This window comes from Peribacillus sp. NPDC097225, from assembly GCF_044761955.1.
In the GTDB taxonomy this organism is placed as follows: Bacteria; Bacillota; Bacilli; order Bacillales; family DSM-1321; genus Peribacillus.
This window is the reverse complement of sequence record NZ_JBIWDJ010000001.1, coordinates 117090-132875: the sequence shown is the minus strand read 5'-3', so window position 1 is coordinate 132875 and position 15786 is coordinate 117090. Positions and strand designations below refer to the sequence as shown.

General features: G+C 40.5%; 15 protein-coding genes. 14 read left to right on the top strand and 1 reads right to left on the bottom strand.

Translation table 11 applies throughout. From position 1 onward, the window contains the following. Nucleotides 1-9: 9 nt before the first annotated feature. The 9 genes from ACIQXH_RS00615 to ACIQXH_RS00575 all read left to right on the top strand — a co-directional run bounded on the left by ACIQXH_RS00615 (nucleotide 10) and on the right by ACIQXH_RS00575 (nucleotide 9389). Nucleotides 10-552 (top strand): hypothetical protein, encoded by a 543-nt coding sequence (locus ACIQXH_RS00615; RefSeq protein WP_403121826.1) that lies wholly within the window; start codon nucleotides 10-12, stop codon nucleotides 550-552. 78 nt (nucleotides 553-630) lie between these two features. After that, nucleotides 631-1110: a glutathione peroxidase gene (locus tag ACIQXH_RS00610; protein WP_402869026.1), complete on the top strand. Its 480-nt coding sequence runs from the start codon at nucleotides 631-633 to the stop codon at nucleotides 1108-1110. 132 nt (nucleotides 1111-1242) lie between these two features. Beyond that, nucleotides 1243-2088 (top strand): DegV family protein, encoded by an 846-nt coding sequence (locus tag ACIQXH_RS00605; RefSeq protein ID WP_402956784.1) that lies wholly within the window; start codon nucleotides 1243-1245, stop codon nucleotides 2086-2088. Between the two features lie 61 nt (nucleotides 2089-2149). After that, nucleotides 2150-2794, top strand: a complete 645-nt coding sequence (locus ACIQXH_RS00600) for an HD domain-containing protein (RefSeq protein ID WP_402956786.1) — start codon at nucleotides 2150-2152, stop codon at nucleotides 2792-2794. Further along, nucleotides 2791-4668, top strand: coding sequence for an ABC-F family ATP-binding cassette domain-containing protein (locus ACIQXH_RS00595; protein WP_403121824.1), 1878 nt, complete (start codon nucleotides 2791-2793; stop codon nucleotides 4666-4668). Before ACIQXH_RS00600 ends, ACIQXH_RS00595 begins: the two co-directional genes overlap by 4 nt. Before the next feature lie 133 nt (nucleotides 4669-4801). Further along, nucleotides 4802-5926 (top strand): conserved virulence factor C family protein, encoded by a 1125-nt coding sequence (locus ACIQXH_RS00590; protein WP_403121822.1) that lies wholly within the window; start codon nucleotides 4802-4804, stop codon nucleotides 5924-5926. Between the two features lie 290 nt (nucleotides 5927-6216). Continuing rightward, the gene (ilvD, locus tag ACIQXH_RS00585; protein WP_402956790.1) at nucleotides 6217-7902 is read left to right on the top strand and encodes a dihydroxy-acid dehydratase; all 1686 of its coding nucleotides are present in this window, start codon (nucleotides 6217-6219) and stop codon (nucleotides 7900-7902) included. A gap of 195 nt (nucleotides 7903-8097) precedes the next feature. After that, entirely contained in the window at nucleotides 8098-8532 is a 435-nt protein-coding gene (locus ACIQXH_RS00580; protein ID WP_402956792.1) for a BrxA/BrxB family bacilliredoxin, read from the top strand. 77 nt (nucleotides 8533-8609) lie between these two features. Beyond that, the gene (locus ACIQXH_RS00575) at nucleotides 8610-9389 is read left to right on the top strand and encodes a class I SAM-dependent methyltransferase (protein ID WP_403121820.1); all 780 of its coding nucleotides are present in this window, start codon (nucleotides 8610-8612) and stop codon (nucleotides 9387-9389) included. A gap of 2 nt (nucleotides 9390-9391) precedes the next feature. Here ACIQXH_RS00575 and ggt read toward each other — a convergent pair whose 3' ends face one another. Then, nucleotides 9392-11086 carry a gamma-glutamyltransferase gene (gene ggt / locus ACIQXH_RS00570; protein ID WP_402869010.1) on the bottom strand — a complete coding sequence of 565 codons (1695 nt, stop codon included), beginning with the start codon at nucleotides 11084-11086 and terminating at the stop codon, nucleotides 9392-9394. 431 nt (nucleotides 11087-11517) lie between these two features. Here ggt and ACIQXH_RS00565 point away from each other — a divergent pair, with 431 nt between their 5' ends. From ACIQXH_RS00565 to ACIQXH_RS00545, 5 genes are all read left to right on the top strand, one after another. Further along, on the top strand, nucleotides 11518-12132 hold the full coding sequence (locus ACIQXH_RS00565; protein WP_402956796.1) for a YpjP family protein: 615 nt from the start codon (nucleotides 11518-11520) through the stop codon (nucleotides 12130-12132). Between the two features lie 204 nt (nucleotides 12133-12336). After that, the gene (locus tag ACIQXH_RS00560; RefSeq protein WP_402869007.1) at nucleotides 12337-13113 is read left to right on the top strand and encodes a TerC family protein; all 777 of its coding nucleotides are present in this window, start codon (nucleotides 12337-12339) and stop codon (nucleotides 13111-13113) included. A gap of 490 nt (nucleotides 13114-13603) precedes the next feature. Beyond that, nucleotides 13604-14314 carry an anthrax toxin lethal factor-related metalloendopeptidase gene (locus tag ACIQXH_RS00555; protein WP_403121817.1) on the top strand — a complete coding sequence of 237 codons (711 nt, stop codon included), beginning with the start codon at nucleotides 13604-13606 and terminating at the stop codon, nucleotides 14312-14314. 95 nt (nucleotides 14315-14409) lie between these two features. Further along, on the top strand, nucleotides 14410-15204 hold the full coding sequence (locus ACIQXH_RS00550; RefSeq protein ID WP_402869003.1) for a thymidylate synthase: 795 nt from the start codon (nucleotides 14410-14412) through the stop codon (nucleotides 15202-15204). Further along, nucleotides 15201-15686, top strand: coding sequence for a dihydrofolate reductase (locus ACIQXH_RS00545; RefSeq protein ID WP_402988173.1), 486 nt, complete (start codon nucleotides 15201-15203; stop codon nucleotides 15684-15686). The genes ACIQXH_RS00550 and ACIQXH_RS00545 overlap by 4 nt, the downstream gene beginning before the upstream one ends. The last annotated feature ends 100 nt before the right edge of the window (nucleotides 15687-15786 follow it).

The following is a 15786-nucleotide window of genomic DNA, read 5'->3' as shown; positions in this document are numbered from 1 at the left end:
ATATGGATATTGTTTGATCCTACAGCATATGAGAATATGAAAGTGGTATTGGAAGGAGCGGTATATGACCGCGACCTCATTGGGGATATATTGGTTATTGGTCGTGATGATATCGTCAATCTCTCAACACTTGCAAGGAAATATAAAATTGAGTTAGAAATGAAAGAATCAGAGCATACTGATTCTGTGACCGGCGGCTTTGAGGTATACGCTTCACTGGAGAATTTAAGTTCCGAGCTGCTGCAGTCAAACCTGAATGAAACGCATTCCGGTTGTGCCGTGAATTTATTCATTTCCATACCGAGAAAGCTCAACAGCTTGGAAGTTAGAAATATGTTAATTGAACTCGAGACCCTTTGGGGGAGTGAGAGAATCATTAAATTGACTACTTCTGAAACGGTTAGTGAAAAAGAACCATCCTCATCATGCCATTCAACATTTGGTATTTCTTTCGGAAGACTTATAAAGGAAGAGCAAATGGAAGATTTAGAAGATATGGTAGAGTATCTAATACAATCCATACAAATTGTTGAAGGTTCTTTAAATAACTAATCAAGAACACTCAAACTGGAAAAGTTTCCTTCACTTAAGGTAAAATGACCTCATCAGGGCTAAAGGGAGAGATCATATATGTCCATTTATGAATTTGAAGTGAAAAAGATCAATGGTGATGTCATTTCGCTTGAGGAATACAAGGGAAAAGTATTGATTATAGTTAACACGGCTAGTAAATGTGGATTTTCACCACAGTATGATGACCTGCAGAGCCTATATGTGCAATACAAAGAGGACGGTCTGGAAGTTCTAGGGTTTCCTTGCAATCAGTTCCTCAACCAAGAGCCTGGCGACGAGCTTGAAATCGATTCCTATTGTAAGCTCAATCACGGTGTAACCTTTCCAATGTTTGCGAAAGTGAATGTGAATGGAAAAGACGCTCACCCGCTATTTAGCTATATAACGGAGAATGCACCAGGAATGATGGGATCGAAGTCAATAAAATGGAACTTCACCAAATTTTTGATCGACCGTGAAGGGAATATTGTGAACCGCTATGCTCCCAAAACAAAACCGCTTGAAATGGAAGAAGATATAAAAAAATTGCTATCATGATTCAATGGCCCACCGTGTTCTTATCGGTGGGCTTTTTATTTAAGGAATAAAAGGGTCCGTAATTTAAAGGGGGAAAAATGGGGATAAAGTGGAATATAATAGGTAACAACTATTTTACCCAGGAGGGAAACAATGGAACGAATTGCATGGGTTACGGACAGTACGGCTTTATTGGACGAGGAACTATCTCAAAATGAACATGTATATGTCGTACCTATGATTGTCATCATGGATGGTGAGGAATACGAAGATGGTGTCGACCTACTACCTGAAGAACTGTATCGCAAAATGAAGGAGGAAAATAAGGTCCCGACCACCTCCCAGCCATCAGTGGGCACCTTTTACGAGTTGTATAGGAAACTTGAAAAAGACTATGATCGGGTGGTTTCCATCCATCTCTCAAGTAAATTGAGTGGGACGGTCTCCTCAAGCCGTCAGGCAGCACAACTTGTCACGATACCTGTGGATGTTTTTGACACCTTGCTTATATCGTATCCGATGATTCTGTTATTAAAAAGGCTCATGCACTATATAAACAGCGGGTTCTCAATGGAAGAAGCTTTCACCCTTACACGGAAGTATGCAGATAGCCATGAGACATATGTCTTGATTGGCTCATTAGACCAACTACACCGGAGTGGGCGGTTAACGGGGACTCAGTATTACCTTGGAAGTCTATTGAGCTTAAAACCGATCATAACCATAGAGAATGGGTTGCTGCAAACCAAAACGAAAACTCGAAATCTTAAGAAAGCGGAAAATCAAATATTCCATGAATTACGCAAATCCATTTCATTGGGCAAGGTAAAAGAATGCAGTATCTTGTACGGAGGTTCACCCGTTCAGGCCGAACCATGGGAAAAGAGGATTACAGAAGAGTTTCCAGAAGTGAAAATACATATATCACCACTAGGTAGTGCAATAGGGGTGCATACAGGTGAACAGACAATCGGGATCAGTTGGTTCAAGGAAGTTTAGGGCAATTTCCCTTTCTAAAAATTAGAACCATGGTAAAATAGAAAGGACATGGAGTGGTGAAATGCAAAAAACAATAATTGAACAAACGGAATCATTTGTCTACGAACAATTAAAATCTGATGTCAGTGGCCATGATTGGTATCATATCAATCGGGTTCGGAAGCTGGCCTTACATATTGCACGTGAAGAAAAAAAGGGTAATGAATTCATAATCGAGATGGCAGCCCTCCTTCATGATATTCCAGATGATAAATTGAATGATGATATGGAAGCAGGTTGGAATAAGCTCGATGATTGGTTGAAGATGACCGGGGTGGACCTGAATACGGTTAAGGAGATAAAGGAGATTATTTCTACCATTTCCTACAGTGCTGGAGAAGTGAATCTGACGTCCATCGAAGCTGAAATTGTTCAGGATGCCGATCGTTTGGATGCTCTCGGGGCGATTGGAATTGCAAGAACATTTGCGTATGGGGGTAAAAAGGGACAACCTATGTATGATCCATCTCTCTCGGTCCGTGAAGAGATGACCAAGCAGGAATATCGAATGGGTAAAAGCTCTTCCGTCCACCATTTTTATGAAAAATTATTACGTTTACAAGACTTGCTTAACACAGATACAGCGAAGAATATCGCGAGTGAACGCCATGAATACATGGTTCGTTTTCTAGAAGAATTCTATAAGGAATGGGATGTACGTTTATGAAAGTTTTTAGCATGGAACATGTAATGAAAACCCAAGGAGAGAAGCTTCTTTTTAAAGATGTTTCTTTATCCATCAGTGAAGGTGAAAAGATCGGGATCGTCGGTATAAATGGGACCGGTAAATCCACGCTGTTGAATATTATAGCTGGATTGGAAGAAAGTGACCTGGGTACGAAGGATCATCCGAATGACTATACAATTTCTTATTTATCACAAGATCCTGACTTTGATGAACAATTGACCATTATGGAGTATATGTATGAAAGTTCGACACCCGTATTCTCCTTGATAAAAGAATATGAAAAAACATTGGTGCAATTGCAAATCGATCCCCAAAATAGTGAAGTGCAAAATCGATTATTGAAGCAACAACAATCTATGGATGCTCTTAATGCCTGGGATACTAGCGCCAATGCCCGGACAATCTTGACTAAGCTAGGCCTTCCTGATCATTCTCGGAAATTGGGTGAGCTTTCAGGTGGACAAAAGAAACGGGCAGCATTGGCAAAGACATTGATAGAAACTCCTGATTTGCTCATTTTGGATGAGCCAACCAACCATCTGGATTTTGAAAGTATCACCTGGTTGGAAGAATACTTATCAAAGTATCAGAAATCCGTCTTATTTGTGACCCATGATCGATATTTTCTTGATCGTGTGTCCAATAAAATATGGGAAATAGCTCAAGCTCAGCTTTTTGAATACAAGGGGAATTATGCAGACTACCTTGAATCAAAAGCCATAAGGGAAGAAAATGAATCAACTGAACGTTCAAAAAAAGAGAGTCTCTTCAAAAAAGAATTGGCCTGGATCCGCAAAGGGGCCAAGGCGCGCTCAACGAAGCAAAAGGCTAGGATTCAACGTTTTGAAACGTTAGAAACCGGTGTTAAGGATAAGCAGAAAAACGAAAGCCTTGAAATGGAATTAAGCGGCGCCCGTCTAGGGAAAAAAGTGTTGGAACTGCAAGGCGTCTCCAAATCATTCGGTAATCAGACAATTATCAAAGATTTATCTTTCCTTTTCAAGCCAGGCGATCGTATTGGGATTGTCGGTAATAACGGAAGTGGAAAATCCACACTATTGAATATCTTGGCCGGACGCGAACCGTTGGATGGTGGAAATCTTGAAATCGGGCAAACCGTCAAAATCGGCTACTATACACAAGAAAGCATCGATATGGATGAAAATCTCCGAATGATCGAATATATCCGGCAAACGGCTGATTCAATTGCTCTTAAAGATGGTAGCTTCATATCCGCTGCACAAATGCTTGAGAGGTTCTTGTTCCCCATGGGTTCGCATGGCACTCCGATACGGAAACTTTCAGGAGGAGAAAAAAGACGACTTTATTTATTGAACATCTTGATGGGTTCACCCAATGTCCTTTTATTGGATGAACCGACAAATGACCTGGATACACAAACCTTGACAGTCCTTGAAGACTATTTAGAAACGTTTTCGGGAGTCGTCATCACCGTTTCGCATGATCGGTACTTTCTTGATAAAACTTGTCACCAACTACTCGTCTTCAAAGATAAAGGTAAAATAGATTTTTATTACGGAAACTACTCTGAGTTTTTAGAGGAAAAGACAGAAGAAACGGTTCCTCAAAAAACTATCGAGCCACAGCCTAATCGAACGGAAAAGAAGAAGAAAAAGCTTACTTATGCGGAAAGTAAGGAATGGGAAGAAATCGAAGGGAAAATGGAGCAAGTCGAAGGTCGCCTGAAGGATATCACAGCCGAAATGTCAGCAGCCGGCAGTGATTTTGAAAAGGTCCGCCTGCTTCTAGAAGAAGAAAAAGAGCTTAACGAAAAGTTAGAGTATACAATGGAAAGATGGACATATCTTGCTGAAAAACTTGAAGGGGAATAAGCTGAAGACTGGGCCAGGATGCGTTAGCTTGGCCCAGTCTTTTTTTCGGTGAATCTCAATTGCATGAGAATCTCTTGCCAGTGTGATAAAATCTAGGACACGAGGAAACGTATTGATAAAGGAGAGAAAAGCATTGAATATTAAATCGATAGAACCTACGCCAAGTCCAAATACAATGAAAATTAATCTTACGGAAGAATTGCCAGCAGGAAAGAGCAATAATTATAAAAAAGATCAAGCGGAACTTGCGCCGAAAATGATAAAAGACATGTTACAAATTGACGGTGTCAAGGGTGTATACCATGTGGCTGACTTTTTAGCAGTCGAACGTAATGCGAAATTTGATTGGAAAGATATTTTGGTCCAAGTTCGCCAAGTTTTCGGTGAGGATACTGGAAAACAAAATCAACAAGCGCAAATAAATGAGCATTATGGAGAAGTTTCCGTTTCCATCCAACAATTTAAAGGTATTCCCATGCAGATTAAAGCAAATGATAGCACACACGAAAAACGTTTTGCGTTACCGGAGTATTTCATTAAGGGCATATCAGCTGCGCAAAAAGAAGATGATAATGTCGTCCTACTTCGTAAATGGAAGGACTACGGCATTCGCTACGGAGAAATGGAAGATATCGTCAAGGAAGTAGCGGCAGAATTGGTTGCAGCTTATCCGGAGGAAAGAATTAATAAATTAGTTGATGCCGCCCAAGAAACCATGGATAAAAAAGAACCGGTCATCAATCGCCCCAAAATAAAATTGACCGTTGACATGTTAGACGATGAAAGTTGGGAAAAGAGATATCAATTATTGGATCAGATGAGCGATCCGACGGTTGAAGATATTCCGGTACTGGAAAAAGCCCTTGCCGATAGCAAAGTTTCCATTCGTCGACTTGCTGCTGTATATTTAGGGATGATTGAAGACCCAAAAGTCCTTCCTAGCTTATATAAAGCATTGAGGGATTCAAGTGCCGCTGTAAGAAGGACGGCTGGGGACTGTTTATCTGATCTTGGGTTTGAGGAAGCAATGGGTGAAATGGCATTATCTCTATCGGATAAAAATAAACTAGTGAGATGGAGGGCAGCCATGTTTTTATACGAAGTTGGTGATGAATCCATCCTACCTTTTTTAAAGAAAGCTGAACAAGACCCCGAATTTGAAGTCGCACTCCAAGTGAAAATGGCCCTTGATAGAATCGAGAATGGGGAAGAAGCGAAAGGTTCTGTATGGAAACAAATGACGGAATCAAGAAAGTAAAAAATAAGTAAGTTTAAAGACCGAAAGAGGATAATCACAGACCGTGTAAGGACGTGTTTGTTGGTCATCCTCTTTTTTTTATAAAAAAGGGATGAAAGATTAGGTAAAAAATGGATAAAATCATTCATTTATATGAATAAATCCCTTTTCTACTATTTTAGAAAAATGTTTATGTAGAAAACTTTGAGCTAGAATGGTTACATTTGACCACATTTATGTTAGAATTTTTAGAGTATTATAAAAAGTTAATATATTCAATGTTAATTTGCTAAAATGAGGGGGCTACATAAATGTCTACAGCAAAAATGAGAAGCGACATGATTACAAAAGGGGTTGACCGTGCTCCACATAGAAGTCTATTGCGTGCAGCGGGTGTTAAAGAAGAAGATTTCGGCAAACCGTTCATTGCGGTTTGTAATTCATATATTGATATCGTTCCTGGGCACGTCCATCTTCAGGAGTTCGGTAAGATCGTGAAGGAAGCAATCAGGGAAGCTGGCGGGGTTCCATTTGAATTTAATACAATCGGAGTAGACGATGGAATCGCCATGGGACATATTGGTATGCGTTATTCTTTACCAAGTCGTGAAATCATTGCTGACTCCGTAGAAACGGTTGTTTCTGCACATTGGTTTGATGGGATGGTTTGCATTCCAAACTGTGACAAGATTACACCAGGGATGATGATGGGGGCACTTCGTGTCAATATCCCGACGATGTTCGTCAGCGGAGGACCTATGAAGGCTGGAAAAGATAAGAATGGTAAGTCTCTATCCTTAACATCGGTCTTTGAGGGTGTTGGAGCCTATCAAGCAGGTAATATTGAAGCAGAAGACTTAGAAGAAATCGAACAAGTGGCATGTCCTACGTGCGGTTCTTGTTCAGGGATGTTTACTGCCAATTCGATGAACTGTTTAGCTGAAGGATTAGGTCTTGCCCTTCCAGGTAATGGTACTATTTTAGCCGTAGCTGAAGAACGAAAGGAATTCGTAAAGAAATCAGCTAAACAACTGATGGAACTAATCAAAATGGATCGTAAACCGCGCGATATCGTTACGATGGAAGCGATTGATAATGCATTTGCTTTGGATATGGCCATGGGTGGATCGACCAATACCGTCCTTCATACCCTTGCTTTGGCCCATGAAGCAGGTTTTGAGTATCCAATGGAGAGAATAAATGAAATAGCCGGAAGGGTACCACATCTTGCAAAGATTGCACCGGCATCGGATTATCATATTGAAGATGTCCATAATGCAGGTGGGGTCAGTGCTATTATTCATGAGTTACTGAAAAAGCCAGGAGCGTTCAATGGTGATTGTCTGTCTGTATCCGGTAAAACGCTACGTGAAAATGTGGAAGGCTGCGAAATCTTGAATACGGATGTCATCCATCCCCTAGATAACCCGCATTCCGAACGTGGAGGACTTGCGGTATTATTCGGGAATCTGGCTCCTCTAGGATCGATCATTAAAGTGGGTGCCGTAGACGAGTCTGTCGGCGGTTATCACCGAGGTCCCGCAATCTGCTTTGATTCCCAAGAAGATGCGTTGTCAGGAATTATTACTGGTAAAGTAAAAGAAGGGGATGTCGTGGTCATTCGATATGAAGGACCTAAAGGCGGACCGGGTATGCCGGAAATGCTGGCACCAACTTCGCAAATCGTCGGCAGGGGTCTTGGGGCCAAGGTAGGTTTAATTACCGATGGGCGTTTCTCAGGTGCTTCTAGAGGGATCAGTATCGGTCATATATCTCCTGAAGCAGCCGAAGGAGGACCAATAGCCTTTGTAGAAAATGGAGATATCATTGAGCTGGATTTGAATAATCGTATCATCCAGTTGGAAATTTCTGACGAAGAATTTGAAAAACGCAAAGCGAATTGGAAAGGATTCGAACCAAAGGTAACAAGAGGGTATCTGGGTCGTTATTCCAAGCTTGTCACCAATGCAAGCACTGGCGGCGTCATGAAGATTTAATCCACAAATGAAAGGGTGGCAGCAGATAATTCTGCTGCCTATTTTCTATGCAGGGCTTGGATGTTGGTAAACCTAAATTGTGTGGATTCAAGGTTAAGGTTCGCCTTTCGTAGAAGGTTTAAGCGTCAACTTTGCATTATGAACATAAATTATAGTATCCTTATAGTCATCTAGTTATTTCAAGGGGGAATTATTATGTCTATGGCTTATGATGAATACATGAAACAAATGGTGAAGCCAATGCGTGCTGAATTGGTGCAAGCGGGTTTTAAGGAATTGGAAACAGCTGAAAAGGTTGAGGAATTCATGGAGGCAGCCGAAGGGACTACACTTGTTGTCGTCAATTCAGTTTGTGGCTGTGCTGCAGGTTTAGCTCGTCCAGCAGCGACTCAAGCTGTACTCCAAGCAGAGAAGAAGCCAAATAATCTAGTCACTGTATTTGCAGGGCAAGATAAAGAAGCGACAGCTAAAATGCGTGAGTACTTTAATGGGATTGAACCTTCTTCTCCATCCATGGCTCTATTAAAAGGGAAAGAGGTCGTTCATTTCATTCCTCGCCATGATATTGAAGGCCAGCCTATGGAAGCTATCATGGAAAATCTCTTGGTAGCATTCGATAATGTAAAGTAAAATAAAATAAGTAAAAAAAAGAATGTCCTGTAAAAGGGCATTCTTTTTCAAATTCAGAGTATTAAAGGAGCAGGTACATGTTTGTGACTACAGCTGGACGAGCTGACCAAGATGTTATAGAGTTGGCAAAAGAGTTCGCGATGGATCAAAAGATTCCTTTTGTATCGAGGAGAAAACGTTCGATTCAGGATATTCAAAGGGAAAACGACAAGGATGATTGTCTCGTTTTCGGGAGAAATAGAATGGAAATATACCGGTACGGAGAGAGGGAGCCTTTCTTTTTCCATCCTAACTTAGCGATGATTCGATTGAAGCGATTACTGAATGGGGAGGCTGATCCATTTCTTATTGCAGGGGATATTAAAGAAGGGGACTCCGTGCTTGATTGTACATTGGGATTAGGTGCTGACTCCATTGTCGCTAGTTTTGCAGTCGGTAGTAAAGGGCGTGTGTTAGCGCTGGAGGGAAATAAATACTTGGCATTACTTGTGGACCATGGTTTAAAGACTTGGAGTGATGCAGAAGAGTGGATGTTATCAGTAATGAGGCGGATAGAAGTTATGGAGGCTAATCATAATGAGTTATTGAAAACTTTACCGGATAATCATTTCGATGTCGTCTATTTTGATCCGATGTTTGAGGAGACCATTGAAGAATCTAATGGCATTAAAGGCCTGACCCATTTTGCTGCAAATCATGATTTCACCATAGAAATAATAAATGAAGCCAAGCGGGTCGCACGAAAAAGAGTTGTGTTGAAAGATCATTTTCGCAGTACCCGCTTCCAGAGATTTGGATTTGACGTGTTGGAACGAAAAACCTCAAAATTCCATTATGGCTTCATTTCCATTTTATGAATTCATTCGGTCTGATAATCCCCTTCATCAAGACCCATTGCACAGCCTTCACGGCTGGAATCAGCAGCGCCATAATTCGAACCGTCCAATGGGTTGATTTGTATGGCCTGGACATTACCGATTGAGTGGGGGACTTCATTGAAGGCAAATCCCATTCCTTCGAGGTGTCCCTTGCTGTTCATATCAATCCCGGCTTCCCATTCAATATGTGGGCCCATCGGCGTGAAAATTCTTGGTTCTTCGATTGCCGCCTTTAAGTCCATTTTGAAATCGAGCACATTAATGATGGTTTGGACAACTGAGCTAATGATGGTCGGTCCCCCAGGGGAACCAAGTGTTAAAATGGGTTGATTGTCTTTAAAAATGATGGTCGGACTCTTACAGCTTACTGGTCGTTTATTAGGCTGTACTTCATTCATGCCGCCTGGAACGGAATCAAAGTCGGTCAATTCATTATTCAACATGAAACCATAGTCGGAAACCATGATGCCAGAACCGAAAGGGTGCTCAACAGTCGAGGTGCAAGCCGCGATGTTGCCCCATCTGTCACGCACCGTGAAGTGGGTGGTTTCACTGCGTTCTTCATCATTTGGCTGTTGAATCACTTCCCTTTGCTTCACGGAATCATACTTCCATGGATTTCCGAAATCAATGGCATTGTTCCGTGACTTGAAATTAATGAACTTCCGTCGTTCAGCTATATATTCGTCATGCATAAGACCCGTAAGCGGTAATTCGGCAAATTCAGGATCAGCCAGAAATGCCTTTTTATCTGTAAAGGCCAGACGCATCGCTTCCGCTATCAGATAATATTTCTCCCAGGAACGTACATCATATTGCTCTAGATGGAATGATTCTAATATCTTTAATATTTGAATGACGGTAAACCCTCCCGCGCTAGGAGCCATCGAAGAGACAATTTTATAATCTTTATAGGTGCCGACCATGGGTTCATCAACGGTTGCTTTGTAATCTCTTAAATCGGCCATTTCCATGAATCCGCCTTGTTCCTTGATACAGGAAATGATTCCTTCACCAATCTCGCCCTCATAAAAAGCAGATACCCCTTCGCGTTGTAAAATCCTATAAGTATTTGCCAGCTTTTCCTTAACTAATATATCTCCCACCTGGTATGGTTTTCCTTCGGGCATGAAGAAGTTTCGCGCTTCATCACCCAATCGATATTCAAAGTTTTTAAGGGCATCACAAAGTACCCAGTTGACCGGGACCCCATTTTCAGCAAATTCTATAGAGGGTTCAATGAGTTCGGCTAATGGCTTGCTACCATATTCATTGAGCGCTTCATCCATCGCCTTTAGAATTCCTGGAATGCCAACTGCCGTCCCTTTTGTCGAACGCTCTTTAAAGGGAATAACCTCCCCATTTTCATCCAGGAACAATTCAGGATATGCCGCTTTAGGTGCCCTGACATGTCCATCGAATATCTTCGTTTTTTTACTTTTTTCATTATAAACCATAAGGAATCCACTGCCGCCTATTCCTGTCATCATAGGTTCCACGATATTTAATGCAAATTGGATGGCTACTGCTGCATCAACGGCATTTCCGCCATCGCGTAAGATCTTTTCCCCGATTTTAGTCGCAACTGGATGAGCCGTGACGACCATACCAGCTTTTCCTGTTGCCGTTTCTCTTTTATAGTTTTCTTCTTTGGTTTTTTCATCGATGTTTTCCATCAAAATTCCTCCAGTATATCGTCTTAAGTTCTTTCTTGAGCTAGAGACGAACTTCATTGAAAAGAAAACCTTGTCATTAATAGAATGACAAGGACTCTTTCATAAGTATTTTAGTCTTAATCAGCAAATGATAAATATACGAAAAATGCTAATGTAACAAGACATAAAGCCACCATGGCGGTTGTAGTCAAAGCCATTTATAAGCCCTCCTTAAAAAGATACCTGAATCTATTTAAGTTCTACAAATTACCTAATAATCCTTTAATTTATATATTTATAGTGAAAAATGGTATAAAAGATGCAACACGTATGTTGCATATAGGTATTTATCCTTTTTGGCGATTTTTGAAACATGGGGTATTATATATTCGTATTACCTGGAAAATCGCAGTATACTAGAAAAAAGGAACAACAGGAGGGGGGATAATGGTTTGAAAACGGCAACATGGTTTAGGAAAAGTCTTGTCATTTTAGTTTCCGTTTTAACGTTTGGACTTGTCACACCTACAGATTTGGCATGGTTAGCTGATGCTGACTCTCTAAAAGATTCGAAAAAAGCGGTAGTGCAAGAAGACCATACACCATTTCCTTCTGCACAGGAATCTAGTGGCTTCAATCATTTCGACCGTGATAACTTTTTATCGGATATACTTGATAAAGCAGAAGAAAGCGCTTATGTGAAATTTGGTGAAAAAATAAACCCTAAAATAGGTGATGAGTTCAAAATGATCATTTTGCCGAAAATAGAAGAGACGGTAAACGATATGGCGAACCAATTTCCTGATGAAAAACTGCAACAGCTAACTATCACGGAGCGGCCAAGTGCAGGTAGATCCGAAAAAATTTTTCATATTTATGACTCGATAAGTGGAAATGATGTCATCCGATTCCATGTTAGGCAGGAAAATCCACCGTTAGAAGGATATTGGTTTAATTTTCATTATCACACGTACCACGATTCTTTTGCCACGCATTATGACATCGGGAAAATATATTGGGATAAAAACACTCCTCCCAAATGGACGAATCAAGATAGAATATCCTAAATCTCTTCGTTCATTGATTTTATCTAAAGGGAAGAGTATGATGATAATGAACATACATAAAGGTAAGTTCATAATGTTCTTTTTGGATACGTTGTTCTGCAACGTATTTATTTTGTGTGAAATAATACATAGCAAGAAAAACTGCGCTGTGCCTCTAGAGAGCACTTGCAGTGAATTTTATAGTTTTGCAGAGGTGCTTTAATCATGTCAGTAGAATTGCTAAATAAAATCTTCCATACCTATTCCCAGTTTTTTGATTGGGATATGTGGGGGGAAGTACTAACAGACCCTGTTAGCTGGGGATTAATTGGGACACTTGTCTTAATGGAAGGCCTTTTATCGGCTGATAACGCTTTGGTATTGGCCGTTATGGTTCGGCATCTTCCGGAAAAACAAAGGAAAAAGGCCCTTTTCTATGGATTATTGGGTGCATATGCATTCCGTTTCTTAGCCATTGGAATAGGTGTCTATCTCATCAAGATTTCTTGGGTAAAAATCCTCGGAGCTGTTTATCTTGCTTGGCTTTCATTCAAGTATTTCCGAGATAAGAGAAATAAACAGGCTAACCAGGATGAAGAGTTACAGGGAATGAGTAAAAATAGTTTATTAATCCGTATGTTCGGTAATTTATGGGGAACGGTTGTCGCTGTTGAGATGATGGATATTGCTTTTTCCGTTGATAGTGTCTTGGCTGCCTTTGGGGTGAGTGAAAAGATTTGGGTCCTCCTGTTGGGCGGAATGATCGGTGTCCTGATGATGCGGGGCGTTGCCGGAGTCTTTTTGAAACTGATTGATAAGATTCCTGAATTGGAAACGGCTGCCTATGTCTTGATAGGGTTCATATCGATTAAAATGCTTCTTTCGGTGGCGAAAATCGAAGTTCCACATGTCATCTTCTTTTTGACCATTCTTGTTATTTTTGGAACGACCATCTTGCTTCATTTTCAGAGGGAAAAAAAGCTTAAAGAACACAGTAAATAATCTTACGGAAAAGAGCTGATACCAAAATGGTGTCAGCTCTTTCTTTGGAAATAAAATTCAAATAGATGAAAAAGGAGAGTGAAAAATGTAAAAAAGAGCAAAGGGTATAACAGGTTTAGCCATAGTGATGTGAGGAATGGATGCAGCAAGATGCCAAAGAAAATCGAAAATAGCAATAGATCTAGAATGATGAACACTTTTAAACTGTAAATTTCCAGTACTTCCTCGGCTAGTTCATGTGGTTCTGGCAGGATGAGACTTCTGTTAACTGGTTTCATGGTATCACCTTGAACCTTTTTTGATTATATTATTTTATATGAAAATGCTGGGTGATCCGTGCCTCGTGAGAAAAGAATATTCCACTTATTTTTACCAAAAATACATCAATCAATTATAGAGGAGTTTCATGTTATACTAGAATAATAAATTGGGATTGAAGTATACATATTTCTTTGAAATATCCTATTAAACCATGGAAAGGATGTAGAAGGTGACAAATAAAAAGTGGATTGGATTATTCATTTTGGCAGGCTGTTTCCTTTCTATGCTTTCCATCTCTTTTGCTAAGGAAGATGGTTTAAAGTGGAGGGACTTGAAAAAAGATAGCCTACTAAGGCAGGCAGCCATTTTTCAGGATCAAGAGACATTACAGAACTTGTTTATATATCCTGTAGATGAATTTGATGAAGAGGAAGCCTTAAACATAGTTGAAACAATCAATAAACTCCCGCATTCCCTTCAAGTGAAAATTATTGATCGGGGTGTGAAAATAAAGCTTTTCAGTGGGAGCCTGACAGACAATCGTTCTGCAGCTCATTTAAAGGGGCAGACACCAAGAGGGTATGTTAATCCCAGCACTACATGGGATGATGTTCCGGGTATGGGGGGCTCGCATATGGTCTTGGTTAAAATCGGCGCGAGCGATAAAGGTAACGGCCATAGTTCTATAAATCTCGAACTCCATGAAATTGCCCATTCCATCGATAAAATCGTGTATGGCGGCATTCGTGAGGATATGGATTATTTAAGCGTATGGGGAAAAGAAGTAGATGCACTGTTTCCTGGTCAACCTTATTTTTCTACATATCCCGAAGAATACTTTGCGGAAGCGTTTGCGATGTTTTATGTAAATCCGGAACAAAATCAATTGCTAAGACGGAAAGCTCCAGAGACCTACCATTTTATTAAACAACTAGATTGAATAATTTAATTCAATCGTAATTCACATTGACACATTGAACTGGTAACAGTAAAAAGTTAAAATAAGAAGAATGAATGTTGAAAAGGTGGTTTACCATGAAGCAATATTTGGATTTATGTAAGCATGTACTTGAAAATGGAACTCAAAAAGGCGATCGTACCGGAACAGGAACAATCAGTACCTTCGGATATCAAATGAGGTTCAATCTGCGTGAGGGATTCCCTGTTTTGACTACGAAAAAAGTCAGTTTAAAAGCAATCATCCATGAACTCTTATGGTTTCTAAAAGGCGATACAAACGTACAATACCTTCAGGAAAATAATGTGCGCATTTGGAATGAGTGGGCTGATGAAGCAGGAAATCTAGGTCCCGTCTATGGGCATCAATGGCGCTCATGGGGTGCAGCGGATGGAAGGCAAATCGATCAAATCAGTGAAGTGATCGAGCAAATCAAAACGAACCCAAATTCAAGGAGATTGATCGTAAGTGCCTGGAATGTCGGAGAGCTTGAAGAGATGGCCTTACCTCCCTGTCATGCATTCTTTCAATTTTATGTGGCGGACGGTAAGCTTTCCTGCCAACTTTACCAGCGTTCTGCGGACGTATTTTTAGGTGTGCCGTTCAATATCGCTTCTTATGCACTCTTAACGATGATGATAGCCCAAGTATGTGACCTGGAGCCTGGTGAATTCGTTCACTCTTTTGGGGATGTCCATATCTATTCGAACCATATGGATCAAGTGAAATTACAGTTGACACGAGACCCTAAACCACTGCCTACGATGAAAATCAATCCTGCAGTGAAAGATATCTTTGAGTTTCGGTTTGAAGATTTCGAACTTGAAAATTACGAAGCTCATCCCCACATTAAAGGGAAGGTGAGTATATGATTTCCTTAATTGTAGCCATGGATGAAAAACGTGTGATTGGAAAAGATAACAAGCTGCCTTGGCATTTGCCAGCGGACCTTCAGTACTTTAAAAAGGTAACGATGGGTCACCCAATCGTCATGGGGCGCAAAACATTTGAATCCATAGGGCGGATTCTGCCTGGAAGGGAAAACGTCATCGTGACCAGGAATCATGAATTTAAAGCGGAAGGCTGCACCATTTTGCATGATGTTGATCAGATTAAGACGTATGCCGACAATAGTAAACAAGAGGTGTTCGTTATAGGGGGAGCGGAAATCTTCAAAGAAATCCTGCCAGTAACCGATCGGTTATATATAACTGAAATACATGAAGTCTTTGAAGGGGACACGTTTTTTCCAATCATTAATGAGACGGAGTGGGAAACCGTGGAGACGACCCCTGGTGTAACAGATGATAAAAATCTATATGCCCATGATTTTATTGTTTTACGAAAAAAATGATATTAGTAACCGATTTATGGTGAATAAGCCATAGTCGGTTTTTTTGTACAAAACCAAAGAGATAGAATTTTTAGAAAAATCAGTTACATACTTATGATAA

Coding starts and splice junctions, on each gene's coding strand:
- ACIQXH_RS00580 (WP_402956792.1), top strand. CDS start 8,098: ATGTCTATGGCTTATGATGAATACATGAAACAAATGGTGAAGCCAATG.
- ACIQXH_RS00560 (WP_402869007.1), top strand. CDS start 12,337: ATGTCAGTAGAATTGCTAAATAAAATCTTCCATACCTATTCCCAGTTT.
- ACIQXH_RS00545 (WP_402988173.1), top strand. CDS start 15,201: ATGATTTCCTTAATTGTAGCCATGGATGAAAAACGTGTGATTGGAAAA.
- ggt (WP_402869010.1), bottom strand. CDS start 11,086: ATGGAAAACATCGATGAAAAAACCAAAGAAGAAAACTATAAAAGAGAA.
- ACIQXH_RS00610 (WP_402869026.1), top strand. CDS start 631: ATGTCCATTTATGAATTTGAAGTGAAAAAGATCAATGGTGATGTCATT.
- ACIQXH_RS00550 (WP_402869003.1), top strand. CDS start 14,410: ATGAAGCAATATTTGGATTTATGTAAGCATGTACTTGAAAATGGAACT.
- ACIQXH_RS00595 (WP_403121824.1), top strand. CDS start 2,791: ATGAAAGTTTTTAGCATGGAACATGTAATGAAAACCCAAGGAGAGAAG.
- ACIQXH_RS00575 (WP_403121820.1), top strand. CDS start 8,610: ATGTTTGTGACTACAGCTGGACGAGCTGACCAAGATGTTATAGAGTTG.
- ACIQXH_RS00605 (WP_402956784.1), top strand. CDS start 1,243: ATGGAACGAATTGCATGGGTTACGGACAGTACGGCTTTATTGGACGAG.
- ilvD (WP_402956790.1), top strand. CDS start 6,217: ATGTCTACAGCAAAAATGAGAAGCGACATGATTACAAAAGGGGTTGAC.
- ACIQXH_RS00600 (WP_402956786.1), top strand. CDS start 2,150: ATGCAAAAAACAATAATTGAACAAACGGAATCATTTGTCTACGAACAA.